The 24,889-nt window shown below is 54.1% G+C and carries 22 protein-coding genes; 20 read left to right on the plus strand and 2 right to left on the minus strand.

What is annotated here, in order from left to right; genetic code table 11:
• Positions 1 to 167 precede the first annotated feature (167 nt).
• The 11 genes from mnmG to GNG29_RS23010 all read left to right on the plus strand — a co-directional run bounded on the left by mnmG (position 168) and on the right by GNG29_RS23010 (position 10,288).
• Positions 168 to 2,057 carry a tRNA uridine-5-carboxymethylaminomethyl(34) synthesis enzyme MnmG gene (gene mnmG / locus GNG29_RS22960; RefSeq protein WP_103177603.1) on the plus strand — a complete coding sequence of 630 codons (1,890 nt, stop codon included), beginning with the start codon at positions 168 to 170 and terminating at the stop codon, positions 2,055 to 2,057.
• Positions 2,058 to 2,162: 105 nt separating this feature from the next.
• Positions 2,163 to 2,786: a 16S rRNA (guanine(527)-N(7))-methyltransferase RsmG gene (rsmG, locus tag GNG29_RS22965; RefSeq protein WP_103177604.1), complete on the plus strand. Its 624-nt coding sequence runs from the start codon at positions 2,163 to 2,165 to the stop codon at positions 2,784 to 2,786.
• Between the two features lie 615 nt (positions 2,787 to 3,401).
• Positions 3,402 to 3,782, plus strand: coding sequence for a F0F1 ATP synthase subunit I (gene atpI / locus GNG29_RS22970; RefSeq protein WP_103181004.1), 381 nt, complete (start codon positions 3,402 to 3,404; stop codon positions 3,780 to 3,782).
• 8 nt (positions 3,783 to 3,790) lie between these two features.
• On the plus strand, positions 3,791 to 4,606 hold the full coding sequence (gene atpB / locus GNG29_RS22975) for a F0F1 ATP synthase subunit A (RefSeq protein ID WP_103177605.1): 816 nt from the start codon (positions 3,791 to 3,793) through the stop codon (positions 4,604 to 4,606).
• A 49-nt stretch (positions 4,607 to 4,655) separates the two neighbouring features.
• Complete coding sequence (atpE, locus tag GNG29_RS22980; protein WP_000429386.1) at positions 4,656 to 4,895, plus strand: F0F1 ATP synthase subunit C; 240 nt, start codon at positions 4,656 to 4,658, stop codon at positions 4,893 to 4,895.
• A 52-nt stretch (positions 4,896 to 4,947) separates the two neighbouring features.
• Entirely contained in the window at positions 4,948 to 5,418 is a 471-nt protein-coding gene (gene atpF, locus GNG29_RS22985; protein ID WP_032615498.1) for a F0F1 ATP synthase subunit B, read from the plus strand.
• 14 nt (positions 5,419 to 5,432) lie between these two features.
• Positions 5,433 to 5,966, plus strand: a complete 534-nt coding sequence (gene atpH, locus GNG29_RS22990; protein WP_103177606.1) for a F0F1 ATP synthase subunit delta — start codon at positions 5,433 to 5,435, stop codon at positions 5,964 to 5,966.
• A 12-nt stretch (positions 5,967 to 5,978) separates the two neighbouring features.
• Positions 5,979 to 7,520: a F0F1 ATP synthase subunit alpha gene (gene atpA / locus GNG29_RS22995; RefSeq protein ID WP_103177607.1), complete on the plus strand. Its 1,542-nt coding sequence runs from the start codon at positions 5,979 to 5,981 to the stop codon at positions 7,518 to 7,520.
• Positions 7,521 to 7,570: 50 nt separating this feature from the next.
• Positions 7,571 to 8,434, plus strand: a complete 864-nt coding sequence (gene atpG, locus GNG29_RS23000) for a F0F1 ATP synthase subunit gamma (protein ID WP_103177608.1) — start codon at positions 7,571 to 7,573, stop codon at positions 8,432 to 8,434.
• A gap of 31 nt (positions 8,435 to 8,465) precedes the next feature.
• The gene (gene atpD / locus GNG29_RS23005; protein ID WP_103177609.1) at positions 8,466 to 9,848 is read left to right on the plus strand and encodes a F0F1 ATP synthase subunit beta; all 1,383 of its coding nucleotides are present in this window, start codon (positions 8,466 to 8,468) and stop codon (positions 9,846 to 9,848) included.
• A gap of 20 nt (positions 9,849 to 9,868) precedes the next feature.
• Positions 9,869 to 10,288: a F0F1 ATP synthase subunit epsilon gene (locus GNG29_RS23010; RefSeq protein ID WP_039032217.1), complete on the plus strand. Its 420-nt coding sequence runs from the start codon at positions 9,869 to 9,871 to the stop codon at positions 10,286 to 10,288.
• Positions 10,289 to 10,628: 340 nt separating this feature from the next.
• Here the strand turns inward: GNG29_RS23010 and GNG29_RS23015 are convergent, their stop codons facing one another.
• Entirely contained in the window at positions 10,629 to 12,719 is a 2,091-nt protein-coding gene (locus tag GNG29_RS23015) for a right-handed parallel beta-helix repeat-containing protein (protein WP_156655419.1), read from the minus strand.
• A gap of 343 nt (positions 12,720 to 13,062) precedes the next feature.
• Here GNG29_RS23015 and glmU point away from each other — a divergent pair, with 343 nt between their 5' ends.
• From glmU to GNG29_RS23055, 8 genes are all read left to right on the plus strand, one after another.
• Positions 13,063 to 14,433 (plus strand): bifunctional UDP-N-acetylglucosamine diphosphorylase/glucosamine-1-phosphate N-acetyltransferase GlmU, encoded by a 1,371-nt coding sequence (gene glmU, locus GNG29_RS23020; RefSeq protein WP_103177611.1) that lies wholly within the window; start codon positions 13,063 to 13,065, stop codon positions 14,431 to 14,433.
• A gap of 179 nt (positions 14,434 to 14,612) precedes the next feature.
• Entirely contained in the window at positions 14,613 to 16,442 is a 1,830-nt protein-coding gene (glmS, locus tag GNG29_RS23025; RefSeq protein ID WP_103177612.1) for a glutamine--fructose-6-phosphate transaminase (isomerizing), read from the plus strand.
• Positions 16,443 to 16,764: 322 nt separating this feature from the next.
• Positions 16,765 to 17,805 (plus strand): phosphate ABC transporter substrate-binding protein PstS, encoded by a 1,041-nt coding sequence (pstS, locus tag GNG29_RS23030; RefSeq protein WP_103177613.1) that lies wholly within the window; start codon positions 16,765 to 16,767, stop codon positions 17,803 to 17,805.
• Positions 17,806 to 17,933: 128 nt separating this feature from the next.
• A complete protein-coding gene (gene pstC / locus GNG29_RS23035) occupies positions 17,934 to 18,893 on the plus strand; it encodes a phosphate ABC transporter permease PstC (RefSeq protein ID WP_103177614.1) in 960 nt (319 codons plus the stop codon).
• A complete protein-coding gene (gene pstA / locus GNG29_RS23040; protein WP_103177615.1) occupies positions 18,893 to 19,783 on the plus strand; it encodes a phosphate ABC transporter permease PstA in 891 nt (296 codons plus the stop codon). Before pstC ends, pstA begins: the two co-directional genes overlap by 1 nt.
• A 47-nt stretch (positions 19,784 to 19,830) precedes the next feature.
• Positions 19,831 to 20,604 carry a phosphate ABC transporter ATP-binding protein PstB gene (gene pstB / locus GNG29_RS23045; RefSeq protein WP_103177616.1) on the plus strand — a complete coding sequence of 258 codons (774 nt, stop codon included), beginning with the start codon at positions 19,831 to 19,833 and terminating at the stop codon, positions 20,602 to 20,604.
• A gap of 14 nt (positions 20,605 to 20,618) precedes the next feature.
• Positions 20,619 to 21,344 (plus strand): phosphate signaling complex protein PhoU, encoded by a 726-nt coding sequence (gene phoU / locus GNG29_RS23050; protein ID WP_103177617.1) that lies wholly within the window; start codon positions 20,619 to 20,621, stop codon positions 21,342 to 21,344.
• Between the two features lie 156 nt (positions 21,345 to 21,500).
• Complete coding sequence (locus GNG29_RS23055) at positions 21,501 to 22,649, plus strand: esterase (protein WP_409201142.1); 1,149 nt, start codon at positions 21,501 to 21,503, stop codon at positions 22,647 to 22,649.
• A gap of 36 nt (positions 22,650 to 22,685) precedes the next feature.
• Here the strand turns inward: GNG29_RS23055 and yieH are convergent, their stop codons facing one another.
• The gene (yieH, locus tag GNG29_RS23060; RefSeq protein ID WP_103177619.1) at positions 22,686 to 23,351 is read right to left on the minus strand and encodes a 6-phosphogluconate phosphatase; all 666 of its coding nucleotides are present in this window, start codon (positions 23,349 to 23,351) and stop codon (positions 22,686 to 22,688) included.
• 168 nt (positions 23,352 to 23,519) lie between these two features.
• Here yieH and adeP point away from each other — a divergent pair, with 168 nt between their 5' ends.
• Positions 23,520 to 24,854, plus strand: a complete 1,335-nt coding sequence (gene adeP, locus GNG29_RS23065) for an adenine permease AdeP (RefSeq protein WP_139156311.1) — start codon at positions 23,520 to 23,522, stop codon at positions 24,852 to 24,854.
• Positions 24,855 to 24,889: the final 35 nt, after the last annotated feature.

The following is a 24,889-nucleotide window of genomic DNA, read 5'->3' on the forward strand; positions in this document are numbered from 1 at the left end:
AAACCCGCGATCCTAATAAGAGATCACAATAAAACAGATCTCTAAATAAAAAGATCTTCTTTTTAATAGCCAGGATCCCAGTGCTTTCTCGAACGACTAAAGTTGAGTAGAATCCACGGCCCGGGCTTCAATCCATTTTCTTACCGCTTTACGCGAGGCAGACCACCATGTTTTATCAGGATCCTTTTGACGTCATTATCATTGGCGGGGGTCATGCAGGCACCGAGGCCGCAATGGCCGCGGCGCGAATGGGTCAGCAGACCCTGCTTTTGACACACAATATCGACACGCTAGGACAGATGTCCTGTAATCCGGCGATTGGCGGCATTGGGAAAGGACACCTGGTAAAAGAAGTGGATGCACTTGGCGGCCTGATGGCAACCGCGATCGATCATGCGGGTATCCAGTTTAGGATACTAAACGCGAGCAAAGGTCCCGCCGTTCGAGCGACCCGTGCTCAAGCGGACCGCGTGCTCTACCGCCAGGCCGTGCGTACCGCGCTGGAGAATCAGCCGAACCTGATGATCTTCCAGCAGGCGGTTGAGGATCTGATTGTGGAAAACGATCGTGTCGTTGGCGCCGTGACCCAGATGGGTCTGAAGTTCCGTGCCAAAGCCGTCGTGCTGACCGTCGGGACCTTCCTTGACGGCAAAATTCATATCGGACTGGACAACTACAGCGGTGGCCGTGCTGGCGATCCGCCGTCCATTCCCCTTTCACGCCGTCTGCGCGAGCTGCCGCTGCGCGTCAGCCGCCTGAAAACCGGTACGCCACCGCGTATCGACGCCCGCACCATTGATTTCAGCGTGCTGGCCCAACAGCACGGCGATAACCCGATGCCGGTCTTCTCGTTCATGGGTAGCGTGGATCAACATCCGCGCCAAGTGCCGTGCTATGTCACGCACACTAACGAGAAAACACATGACGTGATCCGCAGTAACCTCGATCGCAGCCCGATGTATGCCGGTGTGATCGAAGGGATCGGCCCACGCTACTGCCCGTCGATCGAAGACAAGGTAATGCGCTTCGCCGATCGTAACCAGCACCAGATCTTCTTGGAGCCTGAAGGGCTGACCTCCAACGAGATCTACCCGAACGGTATCTCCACCAGCCTGCCTTTCGACGTGCAGATGCAGATCGTCCGTTCCATGCAGGGGATGGAGAATGCGAAGATCGTCCGTCCGGGCTATGCCATTGAGTATGACTTCTTCGATCCACGTGACCTGAAGCCAACCCTGGAGAGCAAATTTATCCAGGGGCTCTTCTTCGCCGGTCAGATCAACGGCACAACCGGTTACGAAGAGGCTGCCGCTCAGGGGCTGCTGGCTGGTCTGAACGCCGCGCGCTTCTCGGCCGAAAAAGAGGGCTGGGCGCCGGGTCGTTCTCAGGCTTATCTGGGCGTACTGGTGGACGACCTCTGCACCCTCGGCACCAAAGAGCCGTACCGCATGTTTACCTCCCGCGCGGAATACCGTCTGATGCTGCGTGAAGACAACGCCGACCTGCGCCTGACCGAAATCGGTCGTGAGCTGGGGCTGGTGGATGATGCACGCTGGGCGCGCTTCAACGAGAAGCTGGAGAACATCGAGCGTGAACGTCAGCGCCTCAAATCGACCTGGGTCAACCCAACAGCCGAGTCTGTAGACGAAGTGAATGCTCACCTGTCTGCGCCGCTCTCCCGTGAAGCCAGCGGGGAAGATCTGCTCCGTCGTCCGGAGATGACCTACGACCAGCTAATCCAGATGACGCCGTTTGCGCCGGGTCTGGAGGATGTCCAGGCTGCTGAACAGGTCGAAATCCAGGTGAAATACGAAGGCTATATCGCCCGTCAGCAGGATGAGATCGAGAAACAGCAGCGTAACGAGAGTACGATCCTGCCTGCCACGCTGGATTACCGTCTGGTTAACGGCCTCTCCAACGAGGTGATCGCCAAGCTGAATGACCATAAACCGTCGTCTATCGGCCAGGCATCGCGTATTTCAGGCGTCACGCCTGCGGCCATCTCCATTCTGCTGGTGTGGCTGAAAAAACAGGGTATGCTGCGCCGCAGCGCTTAATTGTAAGAACTGCCCGGTGGCGCTGCGCTTACCGGGCCTACAGAATTCCGTAGGGCGGGCTCGCGTAGCGCCACCCGCCCACACCTATCTCAACAGGTATTCGCCGTGCTCAACAAACTCACTCGTCTGCTGGAACAAGCCGGTATTTCGCTCACCGATCACCAGAAAAATCAGCTGGTGGGGTATGTCGACATGCTGAACAAATGGAACAAGGCCTATAATCTCACCTCGGTTCGCGATCCGAACGAGATGCTGATTCGTCACATCCTCGACAGCATCGTGGTGGCGCCGCATCTCAAAGGAGAGCGTTTTATCGACGTGGGAACGGGGCCGGGTCTGCCAGGTATTCCACTCTCTATCGTTCGTCCCGAGAGCCATTTCACGCTGCTGGACAGCCTGGGCAAGCGCGTACGCTTCCTGCGTCAGGTTCAGCATGAACTGAAGCTGGAAAACATTTATCCGGTGCAGAGTAGGGTAGAGGCGTTCCCCGCCGAGCCGCCATTTGATGGTGTGATCAGCCGGGCCTTTGCCTCGCTCAATGACATGATCGACTGGTGTAAGCATCTGCCTGCGGAAAATGGCCGCTTCTATGCCCTGAAAGGGGTGCTGCCGGAAGACGAAATCGCGCAGATGCCTGAAGGTTTTGAGGTGGAAGAGGCGATTAAATTGCATGTTCCCCAGCTGGAAGGCGAGCGTCATCTGGTGATCGTTAAGCCAAAATATTTTTAAAAATATAATAAAAAATGTGGAATTTGTGCTGTTCTTAGGATGTTAAAAATTACGCGACAGGCTAAGAAATAGACAAGGTTAATTTAACCACTTTTTTACTGGGGATTTTCTTTGGGTTAACCTGGACATGTAGTTAACCCAAAAGATAATAAACACCGAAAATATCAGCTTGCTAAAAGTAGGGAAGAGTAATCAGATTGTAATGTTAAATATTTATTAAAAATGTCAATAAAAGGTTTTTGTTGTATACAGGGCTGTTTTGAGAATAGTTGCTGAAATTAATCTTTAATATCATAAAGATGAAATATAACGTTTTACCGCTTTAATTTATTCGACCTTATCGTAAATGTGTATTTTGTGATCTCGTGCACGCTTTATCGTCAACGTTTCCGCGTTGTTTGCAGTTTTGACGCGCCATTCATAGTTTGACGAAAAGTTAAGAAATAGCGCCGGGGAAAAATATTTAAACATTTATTCACCTTTTCGCTACTTATTGTTTGAAATCACGGGGACGCACCGTATAATTTGTCCGCTTTTTGCTGCTTGACTCTGAGCCTTAAAGAACGTTTTATACGACACGCGACATACCTCGAAGTGAGCAGGAGTAAAAACGTGATATCAGTGTCGCTCTTGAGTCGAAACGTTGCTCGTAAGCTTCTGTTCATTCAGTTTCTGGCGGTGATGGCAAGTGGATTGCTGTTCTGCCTCAAGGACCCCTTCTGGGGCATCTCTGCGGTAAGCGGAGGTTTGGCAGTGGTTGTGCCAAACATGTTGTTTATGATTTTTGCCTGGCGTCATCAGGCGCATACACCTGCCAAAGGCCGCATGGCCTGGTCCTTCGCCCTCGGCGAAGTGTGTAAGGTGTTGCTGACCTTTGCCCTCCTGGTGGTGGCGCTGGCGGTTTTTAAAGTGGTATTTTTGCCGCTGATAGTGACGTGGGTTTTGGTGCTGGTGGTACAAATTCTGGCGCCAGCTGTAATCAATAACAAAGGGTAAAAGGCATCATGGCTTCAGAAAATATGACGCCGCAGGATTACATAGGTCACCATCTGAACAACCTTCAGTTGGACTTACGTACATTCTCGCTGGTGGATCCGCATAACCCCCCAGCCACCTTCTGGACGATTAATATCGACTCCATGTTCTTCTCGGTGGTACTGGGTCTGTTGTTCCTGGCCATTTTCCGCGGCGTTGCGAAACGTGCGACCAGCGGCGTTCCAGGGAAATTCCAGACGTTTATCGAAATGATCATTGGCTTTGTCCACGGTAGCGTCAAAGACATGTACCACGGTAAGAGCAAGGTAATTGCACCGCTGGCGCTGACCGTCTTTGTCTGGGTCTTCCTGATGAACCTGATGGACCTGCTGCCGATCGACCTGCTGCCGTTTATCGGCGAGCATATCTTCGGTCTGCCTGCGCTGCGTGTGGTGCCGTCTGCTGACGTGAACATCACCCTGTCTATGGCGCTGGGCGTATTCATCCTGATTCTTTTCTACAGCATCAAAATGAAAGGTGTAGGCGGCTTCGTGAAAGAGCTTACCCTGCAGCCGTTCAACCACTGGGCGTTTATTCCGATCAACCTGATTCTGGAAGGCGTTAGCCTGCTGTCCAAACCGATTTCCCTCGGTCTGCGACTGTTCGGCAACATGTATGCGGGTGAGCTGATTTTCATTCTGATCGCGGGTCTTCTGCCGTGGTGGTCACAGTGGGTTCTGAATGTGCCGTGGGCCATTTTCCACATCCTGATCATTACGCTGCAAGCCTTTATCTTCATGGTTCTGACGATCGTCTATCTGTCGATGGCGTCTGAAGAGCACTGATTCTTTACCAACACTACTACGTTTTAACTGAAACAAACTGGAGACTGTCATGGAAAACCTGAATATGGATCTGCTGTACATGGCTGCCGCTGTGATGATGGGTCTGGCGGCTATCGGTGCTGCGATCGGTATCGGCATCCTCGGGGGTAAATTCCTGGAAGGCGCAGCGCGTCAGCCAGATCTGATTCCTCTGCTGCGTACTCAGTTCTTTATCGTTATGGGTCTGGTGGATGCTATCCCGATGATCGCTGTAGGTCTGGGTCTGTACGTGATGTTTGCTGTCGCGTAGTAAGTCGTTTAAACCCTAAGCCACAGTTGTAAATTTAAAGAGGTATTGTGCTGTGAACATGAACGCAACAATCCTCGGCCAGGCCATCGCGTTTGTTATCTTTGTCTGGTTCTGCATGAAGTATGTATGGCCGCCTTTAATGGCTGCCATCGAAAAACGTCAGAAAGAAATTTCTGACGGCCTGGCTTCTGCAGAACGCGCTAAGAAAGATTTGGACCTTGCACAGGCCAACGCGACCGACCAGCTGAAAAAAGCGAAAGCGGAAGCCCAGGTAATCATCGAGCAGGCGAACAAACGTCGTTCTCAGATCCTGGACGAAGCGAAAGCTGAAGCAGAACAGGAACGTACTAAAATCGTGACACAAGCGCAGGCAGAAATTGATGCCGAGCGTAAACGTGCTCGCGAAGAGCTGCGTAAGCAGGTCGCGATTCTGGCTGTTGCTGGCGCCGAGAAGATCATCGAACGTTCCGTGGATGAAGCTGCTAACAGCGACATCGTGGACAAACTTGTCGCTGAACTGTAAGGAGGGAGGGGCTGATGTCTGAATTTGTTACGGTAGCTCGCCCCTACGCCAAAGCAGCTTTTGACTTTGCTATCGAACACCAAAATGTCGATCGCTGGCAGAACATGCTGGCGTTTGCCGCTGAGGTAACGAAAAACGAACATATGGCTGAGATGCTTTCTGGCGCCCTGGCGCCTGAAACCCTCGCCGATTCGTTCATCGCCATTTGCGGTGAGCAGCTGGACGCCAACGGCCAGAACCTGATTCGGGTAATGGCAGAAAATGGTCGTCTGAAAGCGCTCCCGGATGTTCTCGAGCAGTTTGAGCACTTGCGTGCCCTCAGTGAAGCCACTGTTGAAGTTCACGTAACTTCTGCGACTGAACTGAGTAACGAACAGCTTGCGAAAATCACCGCCGCGATGGAAAAACGTCTGTCACGCAAAGTGAAGCTGAATTGCAATATCGATAAGTCTGTAATGGCAGGCGTAATCATCCGTGCGGGTGATATGGTCATTGATGGCAGCGTACGCGGCCGTCTTGAGCGCCTTGCAGACGTCTTGCAGTCTTAAGGGGACTGGAGCATGCAACTGAATTCCACCGAAATCAGCGAACTGATCAAGCAGCGCATTGCTCAGTTCAGTGTTGTGAGTGAAGCTCACAACGAAGGTACTATTGTTTCTGTAAGCGACGGTGTTATCCGCATCCACGGCCTGGCCGATTGTATGCAGGGTGAAATGATCTCCCTGCCGGGTAACCGTTACGCTATCGCACTGAACCTGGAGCGCGACTCCGTAGGTGCAGTTGTGATGGGTCCTTACGCTGACCTCGCCGAAGGCATGAAGGTTAAGTGTACTGGCCGTATTCTTGAAGTTCCAGTTGGCCGCGGCCTGCTGGGTCGCGTGGTGAACACCCTGGGTGCGCCAATCGACGGTAAAGGTCCGGTTGAGCACGATGGCTTCTCCCCAATCGAAGTTATCGCACCGGGCGTAATCGATCGTCAGTCCGTCGACCAGCCGGTGCAGACCGGTTATAAATCCGTTGACGCCATGATCCCAATCGGCCGTGGCCAGCGTGAGCTGATCATCGGTGACCGTCAGACCGGTAAAACCGCGATGGCAATCGATGCGATCATCAACCAGCGCGATTCCGGCATCAAATGTGTGTACGTAGCTATCGGCCAGAAAGCGTCCACCATCTCTAACGTGGTGCGTAAACTGGAAGAGCACGGCGCGCTGTCCAATACCATCGTTGTTGTGGCGACCGCTTCTGAATCTGCTGCACTGCAATACCTGGCACCGTATGCCGGTTGTGCAATGGGCGAATACTTCCGTGACCGCGGTGAAGATGCACTGATCGTATACGATGACCTGTCTAAACAGGCTGTTGCTTACCGTCAGGTTTCCCTGCTGCTCCGTCGTCCACCTGGACGTGAAGCATTCCCGGGCGACGTATTCTATCTGCACTCCCGTCTGCTGGAGCGTGCATCCCGCGTTAACGCGGAATACGTTGAGAACTTCACCAAAGGTGAAGTGAAGGGTAAAACGGGCTCTCTGACCGCTCTGCCGATCATTGAAACCCAGGCGGGTGACGTTTCTGCGTTCGTTCCGACCAACGTAATCTCCATTACCGATGGTCAGATCTTCCTGGAAACCAACCTGTTTAACTCCGGTATTCGTCCGGCGGTTAACCCGGGTATCTCCGTATCCCGTGTGGGTGGTGCAGCGCAGACCAAGATCATCAAGAAACTGTCCGGTGGTATCCGTACCGCACTGGCACAGTATCGTGAACTGGCAGCGTTCTCCCAGTTTGCATCCGATCTTGACGATGCAACCCGTAAACAGCTTGACCACGGTCAGAAAGTGACCGAGCTGCTGAAACAGAAACAGTATGCCCCTATGTCAGTCGCACAGCAGGGCCTGGTACTGTTCGCAGCAGAACGTGGTTATCTGGGGGATGTAGAACTGGCGAAAATCGGTAGCTTTGAAGCCGCACTGCTGGCTTACGCTGACCGTGACCATGCTCCACTGATGCAAGAGATCAACCAGTCCGGTGGCTATAACGACGAAATCGAAGGCAAGCTGAAGAGCCTGCTCGATTCCTTCAAAGCAACCCAGTCCTGGTAACGTCTGGCGGTCTGTCTTAGGACAGACCGCAAGGCATTGAGGAGAAGCTCATGGCCGGCGCAAAAGAGATACGTAGTAAGATCGCAAGCGTCCAGAACACGCAAAAGATCACTAAAGCGATGGAGATGGTCGCCGCTTCCAAAATGCGTAAATCGCAGGAACGTATGGCGGCCAGCCGTCCTTATGCAGATACCATGCGCAAAGTGATTGGTCACCTTGCGAGCGGTAATCTGGAATATAAGCACCCTTACCTGGAAGAACGCGACGTTAAGCGCGTGGGCTACCTGGTGGTGTCTACCGACCGTGGTTTGTGCGGCGGCTTGAACATTAACCTGTTCAAAAAACTGCTGGCGGATATGAAAGCATGGTCCGATAAAGGCGTTCAAAGCGATATCGCGATGATCGGCTCTAAGGGCGTCTCTTTCTTTAATTCCGTAGGCGGCAATATCGTCGCCCAGGTGACCGGTATGGGTGATAACCCGTCCCTGTCCGAACTGATCGGTCCGGTTAAAGTGATGTTGCAGGCCTATGATGAAGGCCGTCTGGACAGGCTGTACGTTGTAAACAACAAATTTATTAACACCATGTCACAGGTTCCGACCCTCACTCAGCTGCTGCCGTTACCGGCATCAGAAGATGAAGAGTTACAGCATAAAGCCTGGGATTACCTGTATGAACCGGATCCAAAACCGCTGCTGGATACCTTGCTGCGTCGTTATGTTGAATCTCAGGTTTATCAGGGCGTGGTAGAAAACCTGGCTAGCGAGCAGGCCGCACGTATGGTGGCGATGAAAGCCGCTACCGATAATGGTGGCAGCCTGATCAAAGAGCTGCAGTTGGTATACAACAAAGCTCGTCAGGCCAGCATTACTCAGGAACTCACCGAGATCGTCTCGGGGGCCGCCGCGGTTTAACCAGGTTTACGAATTACGTAGAGGATTCAAGATGGCTACTGGAAAGATTGTCCAGGTAATCGGCGCCGTAGTTGACGTCGAATTCCCTCAGGATGCCGTACCGCGCGTGTACGATGCTCTTGAGGTTCAGAATGGTAACGAAAATCTGGTGCTGGAAGTTCAGCAGCAGCTCGGTGGCGGTATCGTGCGTACCATCGCCATGGGTTCTTCCGACGGTCTGCGTCGTGGTCTGGAAGTAAAAGACCTTGAGCACCCAATTGAAGTACCAGTAGGTAAAGCAACCCTGGGTCGTATCATGAACGTCCTGGGTCAGCCGATCGACATGAAAGGCGATATCGGCGAAGAAGAGCGTTGGGCTATCCACCGTTCAGCACCTTCCTATGAAGAGCTGTCCAGCTCTCAGGAACTGCTGGAAACCGGCATCAAAGTTATCGACCTGATGTGTCCGTTTGCGAAGGGCGGTAAAGTTGGTCTGTTCGGTGGTGCGGGTGTAGGTAAAACCGTAAACATGATGGAGCTGATCCGTAACATCGCGATCGAGCACTCCGGTTACTCCGTGTTTGCGGGCGTAGGTGAGCGTACTCGTGAGGGTAACGACTTCTACCACGAAATGACCGACTCTAACGTTCTGGATAAAGTATCCCTGGTTTACGGTCAGATGAACGAGCCACCTGGAAACCGTCTGCGCGTTGCGCTGACCGGTCTGACCATGGCTGAGAAATTCCGTGACGAAGGTCGTGACGTACTGCTGTTCGTCGACAACATCTACCGTTACACCCTGGCCGGTACGGAAGTATCCGCACTGCTGGGTCGTATGCCATCAGCGGTAGGCTACCAGCCGACCCTGGCGGAAGAGATGGGTGTTCTGCAGGAACGTATCACCTCAACCAAAACCGGTTCTATTACCTCCGTTCAGGCGGTATACGTACCTGCGGATGACTTGACTGACCCATCCCCAGCAACCACCTTTGCGCACTTAGACGCAACCGTGGTACTGAGCCGTCAGATCGCGTCTCTGGGTATCTACCCGGCCGTTGACCCGCTGGACTCCACCAGCCGTCAGCTGGATCCACTGGTAGTAGGTCAGGAACACTACGACACCGCGCGTGGCGTACAGTCCCTGCTGCAGCGTTATCAGGAACTGAAAGACATCATCGCCATCCTGGGTATGGATGAACTGTCTGAAGAAGACAAACTGGTGGTAGCACGTGCGCGTAAGATCCAGCGCTTCCTGTCCCAGCCGTTCTTCGTAGCAGAAGTATTTACCGGTTCTCCGGGCAAATACGTTGCGCTGAAAGACACCATCCGTGGCTTTAAAGGCATCATGGAAGGCGAATACGATCACCTGCCGGAGCAGGCGTTCTATATGGTGGGTTCCATCGACGAAGCCGTAGAAAAAGCCAAAAAACTTTAACGCCTTAATCGGAGGGTGATATGGCAATGACTTACCACCTGGACGTCGTCAGCGCAGAGCAACAAATGTTCTCTGGTCTGGTCGAGAAAATCCAGGTAACGGGTAGCGAAGGTGAACTGGGTATTTTCCCGGGTCACGCCCCGCTGCTCACCGCCATTAAGCCTGGTATGATCCGCATCGTTAAACAGTTCGGTCATGAAGAGTTTATCTATCTGTCTGGCGGCATTATTGAAGTGCAGCCTGGTAGCGTGACCGTACTGGCTGATACCGCAATTCGTGGCCAGGATCTCGACGAAGCGCGAGCTCTGGAATCGAAGCGTAAAGCAGAAGAGCACATTAAGAGCTCTCATGGCGACGTGGATTACGCTCAGGCGTCTGCAGAGCTGGCCAAAGCGATCGCGAAACTGCGCGTTATCGAGTTGACCAAAAAAGCGATGTAACACCGGCTTGAAAGCACGAAAGCCAGTCTGGTCTCCAGACTGGCTTTTTTTATGGATCTGTTTCATTAAATCTGAAACTAAAACGATGTTTTATTATTTTGTGATTTAGCTCACAAAAAGATTGATCGGCAGAATTGTCAGGAGTAGACTTCGTTTTGTGATGAATGTCACATAACTGAACTCCAAAAATATCAGGATGCCATCATGAAAACGATCAACAAAATCATCGCCCTTTTCAGCAACATGAACGTCTCTTTCGGTACGTTCAACCACTAAGTGCTGATATGCCGGGTGGCGCCACGCTTACCGTAGTGTGATAAGCGAAGCGCCTCTCTGGTACCTACATTTTTACCTGCGTTTTATCCAGTTCCTTCCCTTCACTGTTCACGCTTTTACCCTTCGCGATAAAGTAGTTCGTGTTATCAACGTTTCCTGTCACCGCATCGTCGTACTCGCCTGGCTGATTACGGATCGATACGTTGCCGGTAAAGGTTCCCTGGGTTGTCACATCGCCGTATGGGCTTGGACGGAAGATGTAGTTAAAGCGCTGGTTATCCACCGCGATATTGTTCTCCACCACCAGCCTGCCGGGGTTAAAGTTATCGGTGAAGCCGTCCAGGTGATTGCCCGTGGCTTTGCTGTTGCGGATCTGATGCGCCACAGGCTGCCCTTCTCCGCCGAGCTTAAAGCCGTTACTGGTATTGTTGCTGGCAACCGAGTTCTCGATCACGACCACGCCGTTTGCGCCATCTTCAATCTTGTTGAACAGGTCAAAACCGTCGTCGATATTGTCGTGGGAATAGCAACGCTCCAGCCGGTTACCTTCCCCTACCCGCATTTTCACCGCGAAGCCATCGGCGTTAATCTTGCCGGGATCTTCATTGGCGTAAGATTCAGAATCCACAACCCGGTTATAGCTTGCCCATAATGGCCGGCCAATCTTATCCGGGGAGGAGATCTGGATCCCGGTATCGTCATTGCGGTAGGCCGTGACGCGCTCGATCAGGTTATGGCTACCCTGAACGCGCAGACTTTTGCCGGTCACGTCGATACCGTTGATATGCCAGTAGCTGGCATCAAGCAACAGGCCGTGGATCACCACTTTCCCGTCTGCCTGCAGGGTTTTGAGTTTATCGCTGCTGCCGCTGGCAGCGACGGGGATCTCACTCTGCGGGTAATCGCCGCTTTTCAGCACCAGCTTGCCGCCGGGCGCCAGCAGGGCGATGGCGGTGGCGAGATCCAGTGGCGCATCGGCAGTGCCTTGTGCATCCGCTTTTCCGTCCGGAGCGGCATACAGGTGCGTCGTATCTCTGTCTGCAATGCGTTCGACGGTGAGCTGCTGGTTCACTGGCGTGCCATGAGCAGGCGTAAAGGTCACCGTGAAGGTGCTGGTCTGCTCCAGGCGGGCTGGCAGGGTGTACATCTCGCCTGCTTTCACCGCTTTCTCATTACCGATCACCACTTCGTTTTGTCTTACGCTAAATACCCCGTCCTCATTAGCGCGCGCCTGCAGCAGGTAATCTGGCGAAGCGCTGACCGTACCGGACGCCAGCTGCACCACGACCGGCAGTGGCTCTGCCTGCCAGGGCTCCGAAGGCACGGTATGGGCGCTGGTGGTGATGAGCGAGGCGTTAGTGACCGTAATTTTGGCATTGCGGGAGGCAAAAAAGCCGACGTAATAGTGGTCCTTGTTCTGTACCGAAATCAGGTCAGCGCGCGGCACGCGCTTGCTCACCCAGGTGTCGCTGTCCAGCGGGGCCCAGGCGGTAATAAAGCCGTCGTCGGTGCGCTGGAGTTTCAGGCGAAATTCCGGCGTCTGGCTCAGATCCACCTCTTCCTTGTAACTCTGTTTTTTAATGGCGGCTCCGGCATCACCCCACGGATGGCTGATCCCCTCCCGGGTGATAGCCTGCATTTTTACCCGCTGATGGTCTTTTTTATCCTGGGTCATGATGGCGTTCATCACCTGATTCGATGCCGCCGGAAACTCTTCATAACCCATTTTTAGCGGTTGCTGGCGCGGGTTGCCGAGGACATCACGCACCAGCAGTCCGGCGCCCTCCTGCGCGGCAGGTTTCGCGCCATTCTCCGGCCCAAACTGATCGACCCGGACAGTGGCCTGCAAAACGAAATTTTCTCCCGTTGGCAGCTCGGTATAGAAAAACGTTAAGCCGTCGTGAGAGTTGGCGATTTTGCCGCCCCGGCTTTCCAGGGTGATGGCTTTTGCCAGGTCAGCGCTCTCCTGGGGCGAGAGCTTTTTCCCGTCGATGGTCACATCATTGACGCCGATTTTCTCGGGCAGCACGTTGGAGGAAAAATTCAGATCCGTTGATTGCCCAAAGGCAATGGCTTTCCAGACATGAGGTTGTTCTGTTGCCATAGCGGAAAAGGCGCTAAACATCATCAGGGCCAGAGGTATTTTAGACTTCATCTTATTCTCCTGAGTAATAATTGAGCGCTATTATCATCAGAATAAAACAGTGTTTCTTTTTTGTGTGTCACACATTCAGATAATTAAAACAGTGTTTTGCTTATAACAGGCTTTATTAATAGAGCGAAAAAATAGCTAACATGTTGGGAGGGCTGGAGAGTTCGCTAAAGGGCGCTATATTTCACAGGCAAAGCCCTTTAATCTGCGGTAAAAAGGACCTTTAATTTGCCCGAAACAGGCAACGTTGTGCGTTTTACCGCCACTCCATTTTTTGGCGCAAAATATGTAGAATTTTCAACGCCAAAGGGTTTTACTTTTCACTCAAATTACAGTCAGGACGTGTATGTTGAACACAGCAATGAGCGTGGTCATCCTTGCCGCAGGCAAAGGCACCCGCATGTATTCCGATCTTCCTAAAGTGCTGCACACCCTTGCAGGGAAAGCGATGGTGCAGCATGTCATTGACGCCGCTAACGATCTTGGCGCCAGCCAGGTGCATCTGGTCTACGGTCACGGCGGCGATCTGCTGAAGCAGACGCTACGCGATGACAAACTCAACTGGGTTCTGCAGGCAGAACAGCTGGGCACCGGCCACGCCATGCAGCAGGCCTCCCCGTTCTTCTCTGACGACGAAGACATCCTGATGCTCTACGGCGACGTGCCGTTGATCTCCGTTGAGACGCTGACCCGCCTGCGTGCTGCAAAACCGCAGGGCGGGATCGGTCTGCTGACCGTTAAGCTGGACGATCCAACCGGTTATGGCCGTATCACCCGTGATAACGGCAAGGTGACGGGCATCGTTGAGCACAAAGATGCCACCGAGGCACAGCGTGAAATTCAGGAAATTAACACCGGCATTCTGATCGCCAACGGCGCGGACATGAAGCGCTGGCTGTCACAGCTGAACAACAATAACGCCCAGGGCGAATTCTACATTACGGATATCATCGCGATGGCGTATCAGGAAGGCCGCGAGATCGCTGCCGTTCATCCGGATCGCTTAAGCGAAGTGGAAGGGGTGAACAACCGTCTTCAGCTGTCCCGTCTGGAGCGCGTATATCAGTCCGAGCAGGCTGAAAAGCTGCTGCTGGCGGGCGTGATGCTGCGCGATCCAGCGCGTTTCGATCTGCGTGGGGTGCTGAGCCACGGGCGCGACGTCGAAATCGATACTAACGTTATTCTGGAAGGCAACGTAACGCTGGGTAACCGCGTCAAAATTGGCGCCGGTTGTGTGATTAAAAACAGCGTCATTGGCGACGACTGCGAAATCAGCCCTTATAGCGTGGTTGAAGATGCTCATCTCTCCGCCGCCTGCACTATCGGGCCGTTCGCCCGTCTGCGTCCGGGCGCTGAGCTGCTGGAAGGCGCACATGTCGGCAACTTCGTCGAAATGAAAAAGGCGCGTCTGGGCAAAGGCTCGAAAGCTGGCCATCTGACCTATCTGGGCGATGCGGAGATTGGCGATAACGTGAATATCGGCGCCGGGACTATCACCTGTAACTATGACGGTGCGAACAAGTTTAAAACCATTATTGGTGACGACGTGTTTGTGGGATCGGATTCACAGCTGGTGGCGCCAGTGACGATTGGTAAAGGCGTAACCATTGCGGCGGGCACGACCGTTACCCGCAATGTGGCGGAGAACGAGCTGGTGTTAAGCCGTGTGCCGCAGGTGCATAAGCAGGGCTGGAAACGCCCGGTGAAGAAAAAGTAAGTGGATTATTTCCTCTCCCCCTCCGGGAGAGGGTTCGGGATGAGGGGATAACATAATCCCCCGCCCATCAGCAGTACCCATAAATATAACCCCACTCTCTACAAGGCTCGGGGCGCCCGGAAAGGGCAAAACAGGTCAGCGACAACGCAGGCGAAAGCCTCTATTCGGAATCTAAAACTATGTGTGGAATTGTTGGCGCAGTCGCGCAGCGTGATATTGCTGAAATCCTTCTCGAAGGTTTACGTCGTCTGGAATACCGTGGTTATGACTCTGCCGGTCTGGCAGTGGTGGATGCAGAAGGGAATATGACCCGTCTGCGTCGCCTCGGTAAAGTAAACATGCTGGCACAGGCCGCGGAAGAGAACCCGCTGCACGGTGGCACAGGTATTGCCCATACCCGCTGGGCGACCCACGGTGAACCTTCGGAAGGCAACGCGCACCCGCACGTCTCTGAACACATTGTGGTGGTGCATAACGGCATCATCGAAAACCATGAACCGCTGCGTGAAGAGCTTATCGCGCGTGGTTACACCTTCGTCTCTGAAACCGACACCGAAGTGATTGCCCACCTGGTTCACTGGGAGCTGGAGCAGGGCGGTACGCTGCGTGAGGCCGTACTGCGTGCGATCCCACAGCTGCGCGGCGCCTACGGCACCGTGATCATGGACAGCCGCGACCCGTCTACCCTGCTGGCAGCCCGCTCTGGCAGCCCGATGGTGATTGGCCTGGGGATGGGGGAGAACTTTATCGCCTCCGATCAGCTGGCGCTGCTGCCGGTGACCCGTCGCTTTATCTTCATGGAAGAGGGCGATATTGCAGAAGTGACCCGCCGTGACGTCAAAATCTTTGATAAATCTGGCGAGCCGGTAAAACGTCAGGATATCGAATCCAACCTGCAGTACGACGCGGGTGATAAAGGCGCTTACCGTCACTACATGCAGAAAGAGATCTACGAGCAGCCGAATGCCATCAAAAACACCCTGACCGGGCGTATCAGCCACGGCGAAGTGGATTTGAGCGAACTGGGGGCTAACGCCAACGAAATGCTGGCAAAAGTTGAGCACATTCAGATCGTGGCCTGCGGCACCTCTTACAACTCCGGTATGGTTTCCCGCTACTGGTTTGAAGCGCTGGCAGGCGTGCCGTGCGACGTGGAGATCGCCTCCGAGTTCCGCTATCGCAAATCAGCCGTGCGTCGTAACAGCCTGATGATCACCCTGTCTCAGTCCGGCGAAACCGCTGATACCCTGGCGGCGCTGCGTCTCTCCAAAGAGCTGGGCTATCTGGGCTCGCTGGCCATCTGCAACGTACCGGGCTCCTCGCTGGTGCGTGAGTCTGACCTGGCGCTGATGACCAAAGCCGGTACCGAAATCGGCGTGGCCTCCACCAAAGCGTTCACCACTCAGCTGACGGTCCTGCTGATGCTGGTGGCGAAACTGGCCCGTCTGAAAGGTCAGGATGCGGCGATTGAGCACGATATTGTGCACGGTCTGCAGGCGCTGCCGAGCCGTATTGAGCAGATGCTCTCCCAGGACAAGCGCATTGAAGCGCTGGCGGAAGATTTCTCCGACAAGCATCACGCCCTGTTCCTGGGTCGTGGCGATCAGTATCCGATTGCTCTGGAAGGCGCCCTGAAGCTCAAAGAGATCTCCTATATCCACGCTGAAGCCTACGCGGCAGGTGAGCTGAAACACGGCCCACTGGCGCTGATCGATGCGGATATGCCGGTTATCGTGGTGGCACCGAACAACGAACTGCTGGAAAAACTGAAGTCCAACATCGAAGAAGTCCGCGCCCGTGGCGGCGTGCTCTATGTCTTCGCGGATCAGGATGCCGGCTTTACCAGCAGCGACAACATGCACATCATCGAGATGCCGCATGTGGAAGAGGTCATTGCTCCTATCTTCTATACCGTTCCGCTGCAGCTGCTGGCTTACCACGTCGCCCTGATCAAAGGCACCGACGTCGACCAGCCGCGTAACCTGGCGAAGTCCGTTACCGTAGAGTAATCCTCTCAGGCTCCACCTTCGGGTGGAGCTTTTTTTATCCTTCCTGCCCGTTTTTTCGCCTGCTTTTTTGCCCTGCGTTCTATGACAATCTGTCATCTTCGGCTATTTTTTTTAGTGTCACAGAAAGAAAATTTTTCTGAAATCAATGCGTCATATTTCACTTTAACTTATTGATAAAGATGCTTTAATTTGCTTAATTTTCTGCGCAATTTTCGTTGTCATAAAACTGTCATAATTCGTACATTTATCTGTCACCTCTTTGTCCTATTTTGCTCATCGTAGCCACTAAACAACGATTTACGAAAATCTTGCAGGAGACATTATGAAAGTTATGCGTACCACTGTCGCAACTGTTGTCGCCGCGACCTTATCGATGAGCGCGTTCTCTGTATTTGCAGAGGCAAGCCTGACTGGCGCTGGTGCAACCTTCCCTGCGCCGGTGTATGCCAAATGGGCTGATACTTACCAGAAAGAGACTGGTAACAAGGTGAACTACCAGGGTATCGGCTCCTCCGGTGGCGTTAAACAAATTACCGCAAATACCGTTGATTTCGGCGCATCCGACGCTCCGCTGTCTGATGAAAAACTGACGCAGGAAGGCCTGTTCCAGTTCCCGACCGTTATCGGTGGTGTTGTGCTGGCGGTAAATATCCCTGGCCTGAAGTCCGGCGAGCTGGTGCTGGATGGTAAAACCCTGGGTGATATCTACCTCGGCAAAATCAAAAAATGGGATGACGAAGCCATCACTAAACTGAACCCGGGCGTGAAACTGCCTTCGCAGAACATCGCTGTGGTTCGTCGTGCTGACGGCTCCGGTACCTCCTTCGTCTTCACCAGCTACCTGGCGAAAGTGAACGAAGAGTGGAAATCCAAAGTCGGTTCCGGCTCTACCGTTAACTGGCCTACCGGCCTGGGCGGTAAAGGTAACGACGGTATCGCCGCGTTCGTACAGCGTCTGCCAGGCTCAATCGGCTACGTAGAATACGCTTACGCCAAGCAGAACAACCTGGCGTACACCAAACTGGTTTCTGCCGACGGCAAACCGGTCAGCCCAACTGAAGAGAACTTTGCTAACGCGGCTAAAGGCGCTGACTGGAGCAAATCCTTCGCTCAGGATCTGACCAACCAGAAAGGCGACAATGCATGGCCAATCACCTCTACCACCTTCATCCTGGTCCACAAGGATCAGAAGAAGCCAGAGCAGGGTGCTGAAGTGCTGAAGTTCTTCGACTGGGCATACAAAAATGGCGGCAAACAGGCTAACGACCTGGATTACGCCAGCCTGCCGGACAGCGTGGTTGAGCAGATTCGTGCTGCATGGAAAACCAACGTGAAAGACAGCAGCGGTAAAGCGCTGTACTAACAGGATATTTTTGACGAAGATGGCGGGTGGCGCTAGCGCTAACCCGCTCTACGGTTCCGACTGTAGGCCCGGCAAGCGTAAGCGTCACCGGGCATATTCGTAAGACGTCTCAAACAGAAGAGTAATTTATGGCTGCAACCAAGCCTGCATTTAACCCTCCGGGTAAAAAAGGTGACATGATTTTCAGCGCGCTGGTAAAACTGGCTGCGCTGATTGTGCTATTGCTGCTGGGCGGCATTATCGTGTCCCTGATTTTCTCCTCCTGGCCGAGCATCCAGAAATTTGGTTTCTCCTTCCTGTGGACCAAAGAGTGGGATGCGCCGAACGATATCTACGGTGCGCTGGTGCCTATCTACGGCACGCTGGTGACCTCGTTTATCGCGCTGCTGATTGCGGTGCCGGTGAGCTTCGGTATCGCCCTGTTCCTGACCGAACTGGCGCCAAACTGGCTGCGACGCCCGCTGGGTATTGCCATTGAACTACTGGCGGCCATTCCAAGTATCGTTTACGGCATGTGGGGTCTGTTTATCTTCGCTCCGCTGTTCGCGACCTATTTTCAGGAGCCGGTAGGTAACGTCCTTTCCGCCATCCCGTTTGTGGGCGCGCTATTCTCCGGTCCGGCTTTCGGTATCGGCATCCTGGCGGCAGGCGTGATCCTCGCCATCATGATTATTCCGTACATTGCGGCGGTCATGCGCGATGTCTTCGAACAGACCCCGGTGATGATGAAAGAGTCGGCCTACGGTATCGGCTGCACCACCTGGGAAGTTATCTGGCGTATCGTCCTGCCGTTCACCAAAAATGGGGTAATCGGCGGCATTATGCTGGGTCTGGGTCGTGCGCTGGGTGAAACCATGGCAGTGACCTTTATCATCGGTAACACCTACCAGCTCGACAGCGCCTCGCTCTATATGCCGGGTAACAGCATTACCTCGGCGCTGGCAAACGAATTCGCTGAAGCGGAGTCGGGCCTGCACGTAGCCGCGCTGATGGAACTGGGCTTAATTCTGTTTGTTATCACCTTCATTGTTCTGGCGATCTCCAAACTGATGATCATGCGCCTGGCGAAAAATGAGGGGGCACGCTAATGGCTACGCTCGAAATGCAAAATACCGCGGAGCTGGCGGAATCCCGCCGCAAAATGCAGGCGAAACGCCGCATGAAAAACCGCCTCGCCCTGACGCTCTCCATGGCGACCATGGCGTTTGGTCTGTTCTGGCTGATCTGGATCCTGTTCTCCACGGTGGCGCGTGGTATCGACGGCATGTCGTGGGCGTTGTTTACCGAAATGACACCGCCGCCAAATACGGCAGGTGGTGGTCTGGCGAACGCCCTGGCGGGCAGCGGCCTGCTGATCCTCTGGGCGACCGTCTTCGGCACGCCACTTGGCATCATGGCGGGCATTTACCTGGCGGAGTATGGCCGTAAATCCTGGATTGCTGAAGTGATTCGCTTCATTAACGACATCCTGCTCTCTGCCCCATCGATTGTGGTCGGCCTGTTCGTCTACACCATCGTGGTGGCGCAGATGGAACACTTCTCCGGCTGGGCGGGTGTGATTGCGCTGGCGCTGCTGCAGGTGCCTATCGTTATTCGTACCACCGAGAACATGCTGAAACTGGTGCCGGACAGCCTGCGTGAAGCGGCCTACGCACTGGGTACGCCAAAGTGGAAGATGATTTCTGCCATCACCCTGAAAGCCTCCATCTCCGGGATCCTGACAGGTGTGCTGCTGGCCGTTGCCCGTATCGCCGGTGAAACGGCACCGCTGCTCTTTACCGCGCTCTCAAACCAGTTCTGGAGCACGGACATGATGCAGCCGATCGCCAACCTGCCGGTGACGATCTTTAAATTTGCGATGAGCCCGTTTGCCGAATGGCAGTCACTGGCCTGGGCCGGGGTACTGATTATTACCCTGTGCGTACTGTTACTGAACATTCTGGCGCGCGTTATTTTCGCGAAGAAGAAACACGGTTAATTATTGACGGCGTGGCACGCTGCGGCGCCGGATGAGGAAATGAGTCAATGAGTATGGTGAATACTGCTCCGGGTAAACTTTCGGTTCGTGACCTGAACTTCTACTACGGTAAGTTCCATGCCCTGAAGAACATCAACCTGGATATTGCTAAAAACCAGGTTACCGCGTTCATCGGTCCGTCTGGCTGCGGTAAGTCCACGCTGCTGCGTACCTTTAACAAAATGTATTCGCTTTATCCGGAGCAGCGCGCCGAAGGCGAGATCCTGCTGGATGGCGACAACATTCTGACCAATACCCAGGATATCGCTCTGCTGCGCGCGAAAGTGGGTATGGTGTTCCAGAAGCCTACGCCATTCCCGATGTCGATTTATGACAACATCGCCTTTGGCGTGCGCCTGTTCGAGAAGCTCTCCCGCGCCGATATGGATGAACGCGTGCAGTGGGCTTTGACCAAGGCCGCATTGTGGAACGAAACCAAAGATAAACTTCACCAGAGCGGGTACTCTCTCTCCGGTGGTCAGCAGCAGCGTCTGTGCATTGCGCGCGGTATCGCCATTCGCCCGGAAGTGTTGCTGCTGGATGAGCCGTGCTCAGCGCTGGACCCGATCTCCACCGGGCGTATTGAAGAGCTGATCACCGAGCTGAAGGCGGATTACACCGTGGTGATCGTGACCCACAACATGCAGCAGGCTGCCCGTTGTTCCGACCACACAGCATTTATGTACCTGGGCGAGTTGATTGAGTTCAGTAAAACGGACGACCTGTTCACCAAGCCTGCGAAGAAACAAACAGAAGACTACATCACCGGACGCTACGGCTGATTCAGGAGTGCGCAATGGATAATCTCAATCTTAATAAACATATTTCCGGCCAGTTTAACGCAGAGCTGGAGAGTATCCGCACCCAGGTGATGACCATGGGCGGTATGGTAGAGCAGCAGCTTTCTGACGCGATCACCGCAATGCATAACCAGGACAGCGAGCTGGCGAAGCGCGTGGTGGAAGGCGACAAACACGTCAACATGATGGAAGTGGCGATCGATGAAGCCTGCGTGCGCATTATCGCCAAGCGTCAGCCGACAGCGAGCGACCTGCGTCTGGTGATGGCGATCATCAAAACTATCGCCGAGCTGGAACGTATTGGCGACGTGGCGGACAAAATCTGCCGCACCGCGCTGGAGAAATTCTCCCAGCAACACCAGCCGCTGCTGGTGAGCCTGGAGTCGCTGGGGCGTCACACCGTGCAGATGCTGCATGATGTGCTGGATGCCTTTGCGCGTATGGATCTGGATGAAGCGGTACGTATTTATCGGGAAGATAAGAAAGTCGACCAGGAGTACGAAGGCATCGTGCGCCAGCTGATGACCTACATGATGGAAGATACGCGAACCATTCCAAGCGTACTGACCGCGCTGTTCTGCGCCCGTTCTATCGAGCGTATCGGTGACCGTTGCCAGAACATTTGCGAATACATCTTCTACTTCGTGAAGGGCCAGGATTTCCGCCATGTGGGTGGAGACGAGCTGGACAAGATGCTGGCGGGTAAAGATCCGAAAGAGTAATAACCTCCTTTCATCACGCCAGTACTTACTGGCGTGATTATTTCTGGTGCAATCACATTATTTGCCTTCATCCGTTGCCTGACGACCGAAACGCGCTAACGTGGGACGAAAAACAGCAAAGGATGGAACATGAAAAAATCATTAGCATGCCTGGCTATGGCAATCAGTATTGGAATAAGTACTGGAATGCCGGTTAACGCCGCCCCCTTTCCTGCCACACCCGATCCGGCGATGCCGGTTAGCCACTATGTCACGCAGGTTAATACGGATAAAAGTATTACCTTTCGCCTGTTTGCGCCTGCTGCGAAGCGGGTCTCCGTGGTGACGGGATCGATGCCGGAAACCTGGGTTTCCCATGATATGACGAAAGATAAAAATGGCGTCTGGTCATGGAAAAGCGAGCCTATGGCACCGAACCTGTATGAATATTTCTACGATATTGACGGTTTTCGCTCCAGCGACACGGGCAGCCGCTATCCAAAACCCCAGCGCCAGGTCAATACCAGCCTGATTCTGGTCCCCGGCAGCATTCTGGACGATCGTCCGGTTCCCCATGGCGATCTGACCACCCTGACCTGGCATTCACGGGCGCTCAACGCTGAACGCCGCGTCTATGTCTGGACCCCGCCGGGATATAACGGTAAAGGCGAACCGTTACCGGTTCTCTATTTCTATCATGGGTTTGGGGATACCGGCCTTTCAGCCATCGATCAGGGCCGCCTGCCGCAAATCATGGATAACCTGATGGCCGAGGGTAAAATCAAACCTATGCTGGTGGTCGTGCCCGACACGGAGACCGACATTCCGGAGGCGATTCCTGAAAACTTCCCGCCTGCCGAAAGACGCAAAACCTTTTATCACCTCAACGCTAAAGCGGCAGATCAAGAGCTGATGAGCGAGATAGTTCCGCTGATTGATACCCGCTTCAACGTGCGTAAAGAGGCGGAGGGCCGCGCGCTGGCGGGTCTGTCGCAGGGGGGATATCAGGCGCTGGTGTCCGGAATGAATCACCTGGACAGCTTTGGCTGGCTGGGAACCTTCAGCGGCGTTACCACAACTACCGTACCTGACGCGGGCGTAGCCGCAAGATTTAAGCAGCCCGATGTTATCAACGGACAGCTGCATAATTTTACGGTAGTGGTAGGAGAGCATGATTCGGTTACCGGAAAAGATATCGCCGGGCTGAAAGCGGAGCTGGAAAAGCAGGGCATCAAATTTGACTACAAGCTGTATCCCGGACTGAATCACGAAATGGACGTCTGGCGTCCGGCCTATGCGGAATTTGTACAAAAACTCTTTAAGTAAAAATATCAGCCCTCCCCGTTCGGGGAGGGCATTTGCTTAGCGGGTAATATTCCAGCCGCGTGCCTTCCAGAGTGCCGGCAGCTGCGCCAGATCGGTAAAGGTCGTGACTTTCGGATGGTCGAGCGGCGGGTTATGCGGATCGGCGCAGAAGTAGAACACCTCCATGCCCGCGGCGATCCCCGCCTGCGCGCCTGCGCTGGAGTCATCCACCAGGATGCAGTTCTCCACGTTGACGTTCATCGCTTTCGCCGCATGGAACATCATGGCCGGATCGGGCTTCCAGCGCTGAATATCGTAGCCGCTGAACAGTTTTTCCGGGAAATGGTGCAGCATCTGCAACTTGCCAAGGGAGTGCTGCATTTTGCTCACCGGGCCGTTAGAGACTACGCACATCGGCACCGCCATGGCATCCAGCAGGGCGCTGGCCCCGGCGATCGCTTCCAGTTCCGAGTCGAAAAGGCGTGCGACCTCGGCGCGGTAAACAGGCTCCAGATCCGCTTTCGCGAGGCTGACGCCGTGTTCGGCATTAATGATGTCGATGATCTCGTAGAGCTTTACGCCCTTAAAGCGTTTGAAGGTCTCTTCGAGATCGAGCGTGATACCAAATTCCTGGAACATGGTGACATACGCCCGGGAACAGATGACCTCACTGTCGACCAGCGTACCGTCGCAGTCGAAAAATACCGCATCAATCTGAGACATGCCTTTCCCTTTCTTAACAAGTTTAACGTTTACGTAATGCATAACGGTGTGACGCAATCGTTGCCGTATAAGCAGATGCAATGAAAAAAAGTACCTCACAACCGCCCTTATTGTCGCATTTTGGTATAGGATAGCGACGGATTTTCCCTCCCTGTTCGGAAATAGATAATGAGTCAACAACACACTACCCAGTCTTCTGGCGCGGGTTTGCTTGAGCGCGTGTTTAAACTGCGCGAGCACGGCACGACGGCACGCACCGAAGTGATCGCCGGTTTCACCACCTTCCTGACGATGGTCTATATCGTTTTCGTGAACCCACAAATTCTGGGCGTTGCTGGCATGGACACCAGCGCCGTCTTCGTTACGACCTGTCTTATCGCCGCCTTCGGCAGCATCCTGATGGGGCTGTTCGCTAACCTGCCGGTTGCCCTGGCACCGGCGATGGGCCTCAACGCTTTCTTCGCCTTCGTCGTGGTTCAGGCGATGGGCCTGCCGTGGCAGGTGGGCATGGGCGCCATCTTCTGGGGCGCGGTCGGTCTGCTGCTGCTGACCATTTTCCGCGTGCGTTACTGGATGATTGCTAATATCCCGGTCAGTCTGCGCGTAGGTATCACCAGCGGTATCGGCCTGTTTATTGGCATGATGGGGCTGAAAAACGCCGGCGTGATCGTGGCGAACCCGGAGACCCTGGTCAGTATCGGTAAACTCACCTCCCACAGCGTGCTGCTGGGTGTGCTGGGCTTCTTCATCATCGCGATTCTGGCCTCACGCAATATCCATGCGGCGGTGCTGGTGTCGATTATTGTCACTACCCTGCTGGGCTGGATGCTGGGCGACGTACATTACAACGGTATCGTCTCCGCGCCGCCGAGCGTCTCCACGGTGATTGGCCACGTCGATCTGGCGGGCTCGCTGAACCTGGGTCTGGCCGGGGTGATCTTCTCCTTCATGCTGGTGAACCTGTTTGACTCCTCCGGGACGCTGATTGGCGTGACCGACAAGGCCGGTCTGGCGGATGAGAAGGGCAAATTCCCGCGCATGAAGCAGGCGCTGTTTGTGGACAGCATCTCCTCCGTCACCGGCTCCTTTATCGGTACCTCCTCTGTGACCGCCTACATCGAATCCTCTTCCGGGGTCTCCGTGGGTGGCCGTACCGGCCTGACCGCTGTCGTCGTCGGCCTGCTGTTCCTGCTGGTGATCTTCCTCTCTCCGCTGGCCGGTATGGTGCCGCCCTACGCTGCCGCAGGCGCGCTGATTTACGTGGGTGTGCTGATGACCTCCAGCCTGGCGCGCGTGAAGTGGGATGACCTGACCGAAGCGGTGCCGGCGTTTATCACTGCGGTGATGATGCCGTTCAGTTTCTCCATCACCGAAGGCATTGCGCTGGGCTTTATCTCTTACTGTGTTATGAAGGCGGGAACCGGGCGCTGGCGTGAAATCAGCCCGTGCGTGATGGTTGTTGCGCTGCTGTTCATTCTGAAGATTGCGTTTATCGACGCGTAATAAAAAAAGCCCTTTTCTCAGAAAAGGGCTTTAAT

It is taken from the genome of Leclercia sp. Colony189 (assembly GCF_009740165.1).
GTDB lineage: Bacteria > Pseudomonadota > Gammaproteobacteria > Enterobacterales > Enterobacteriaceae > Enterobacter.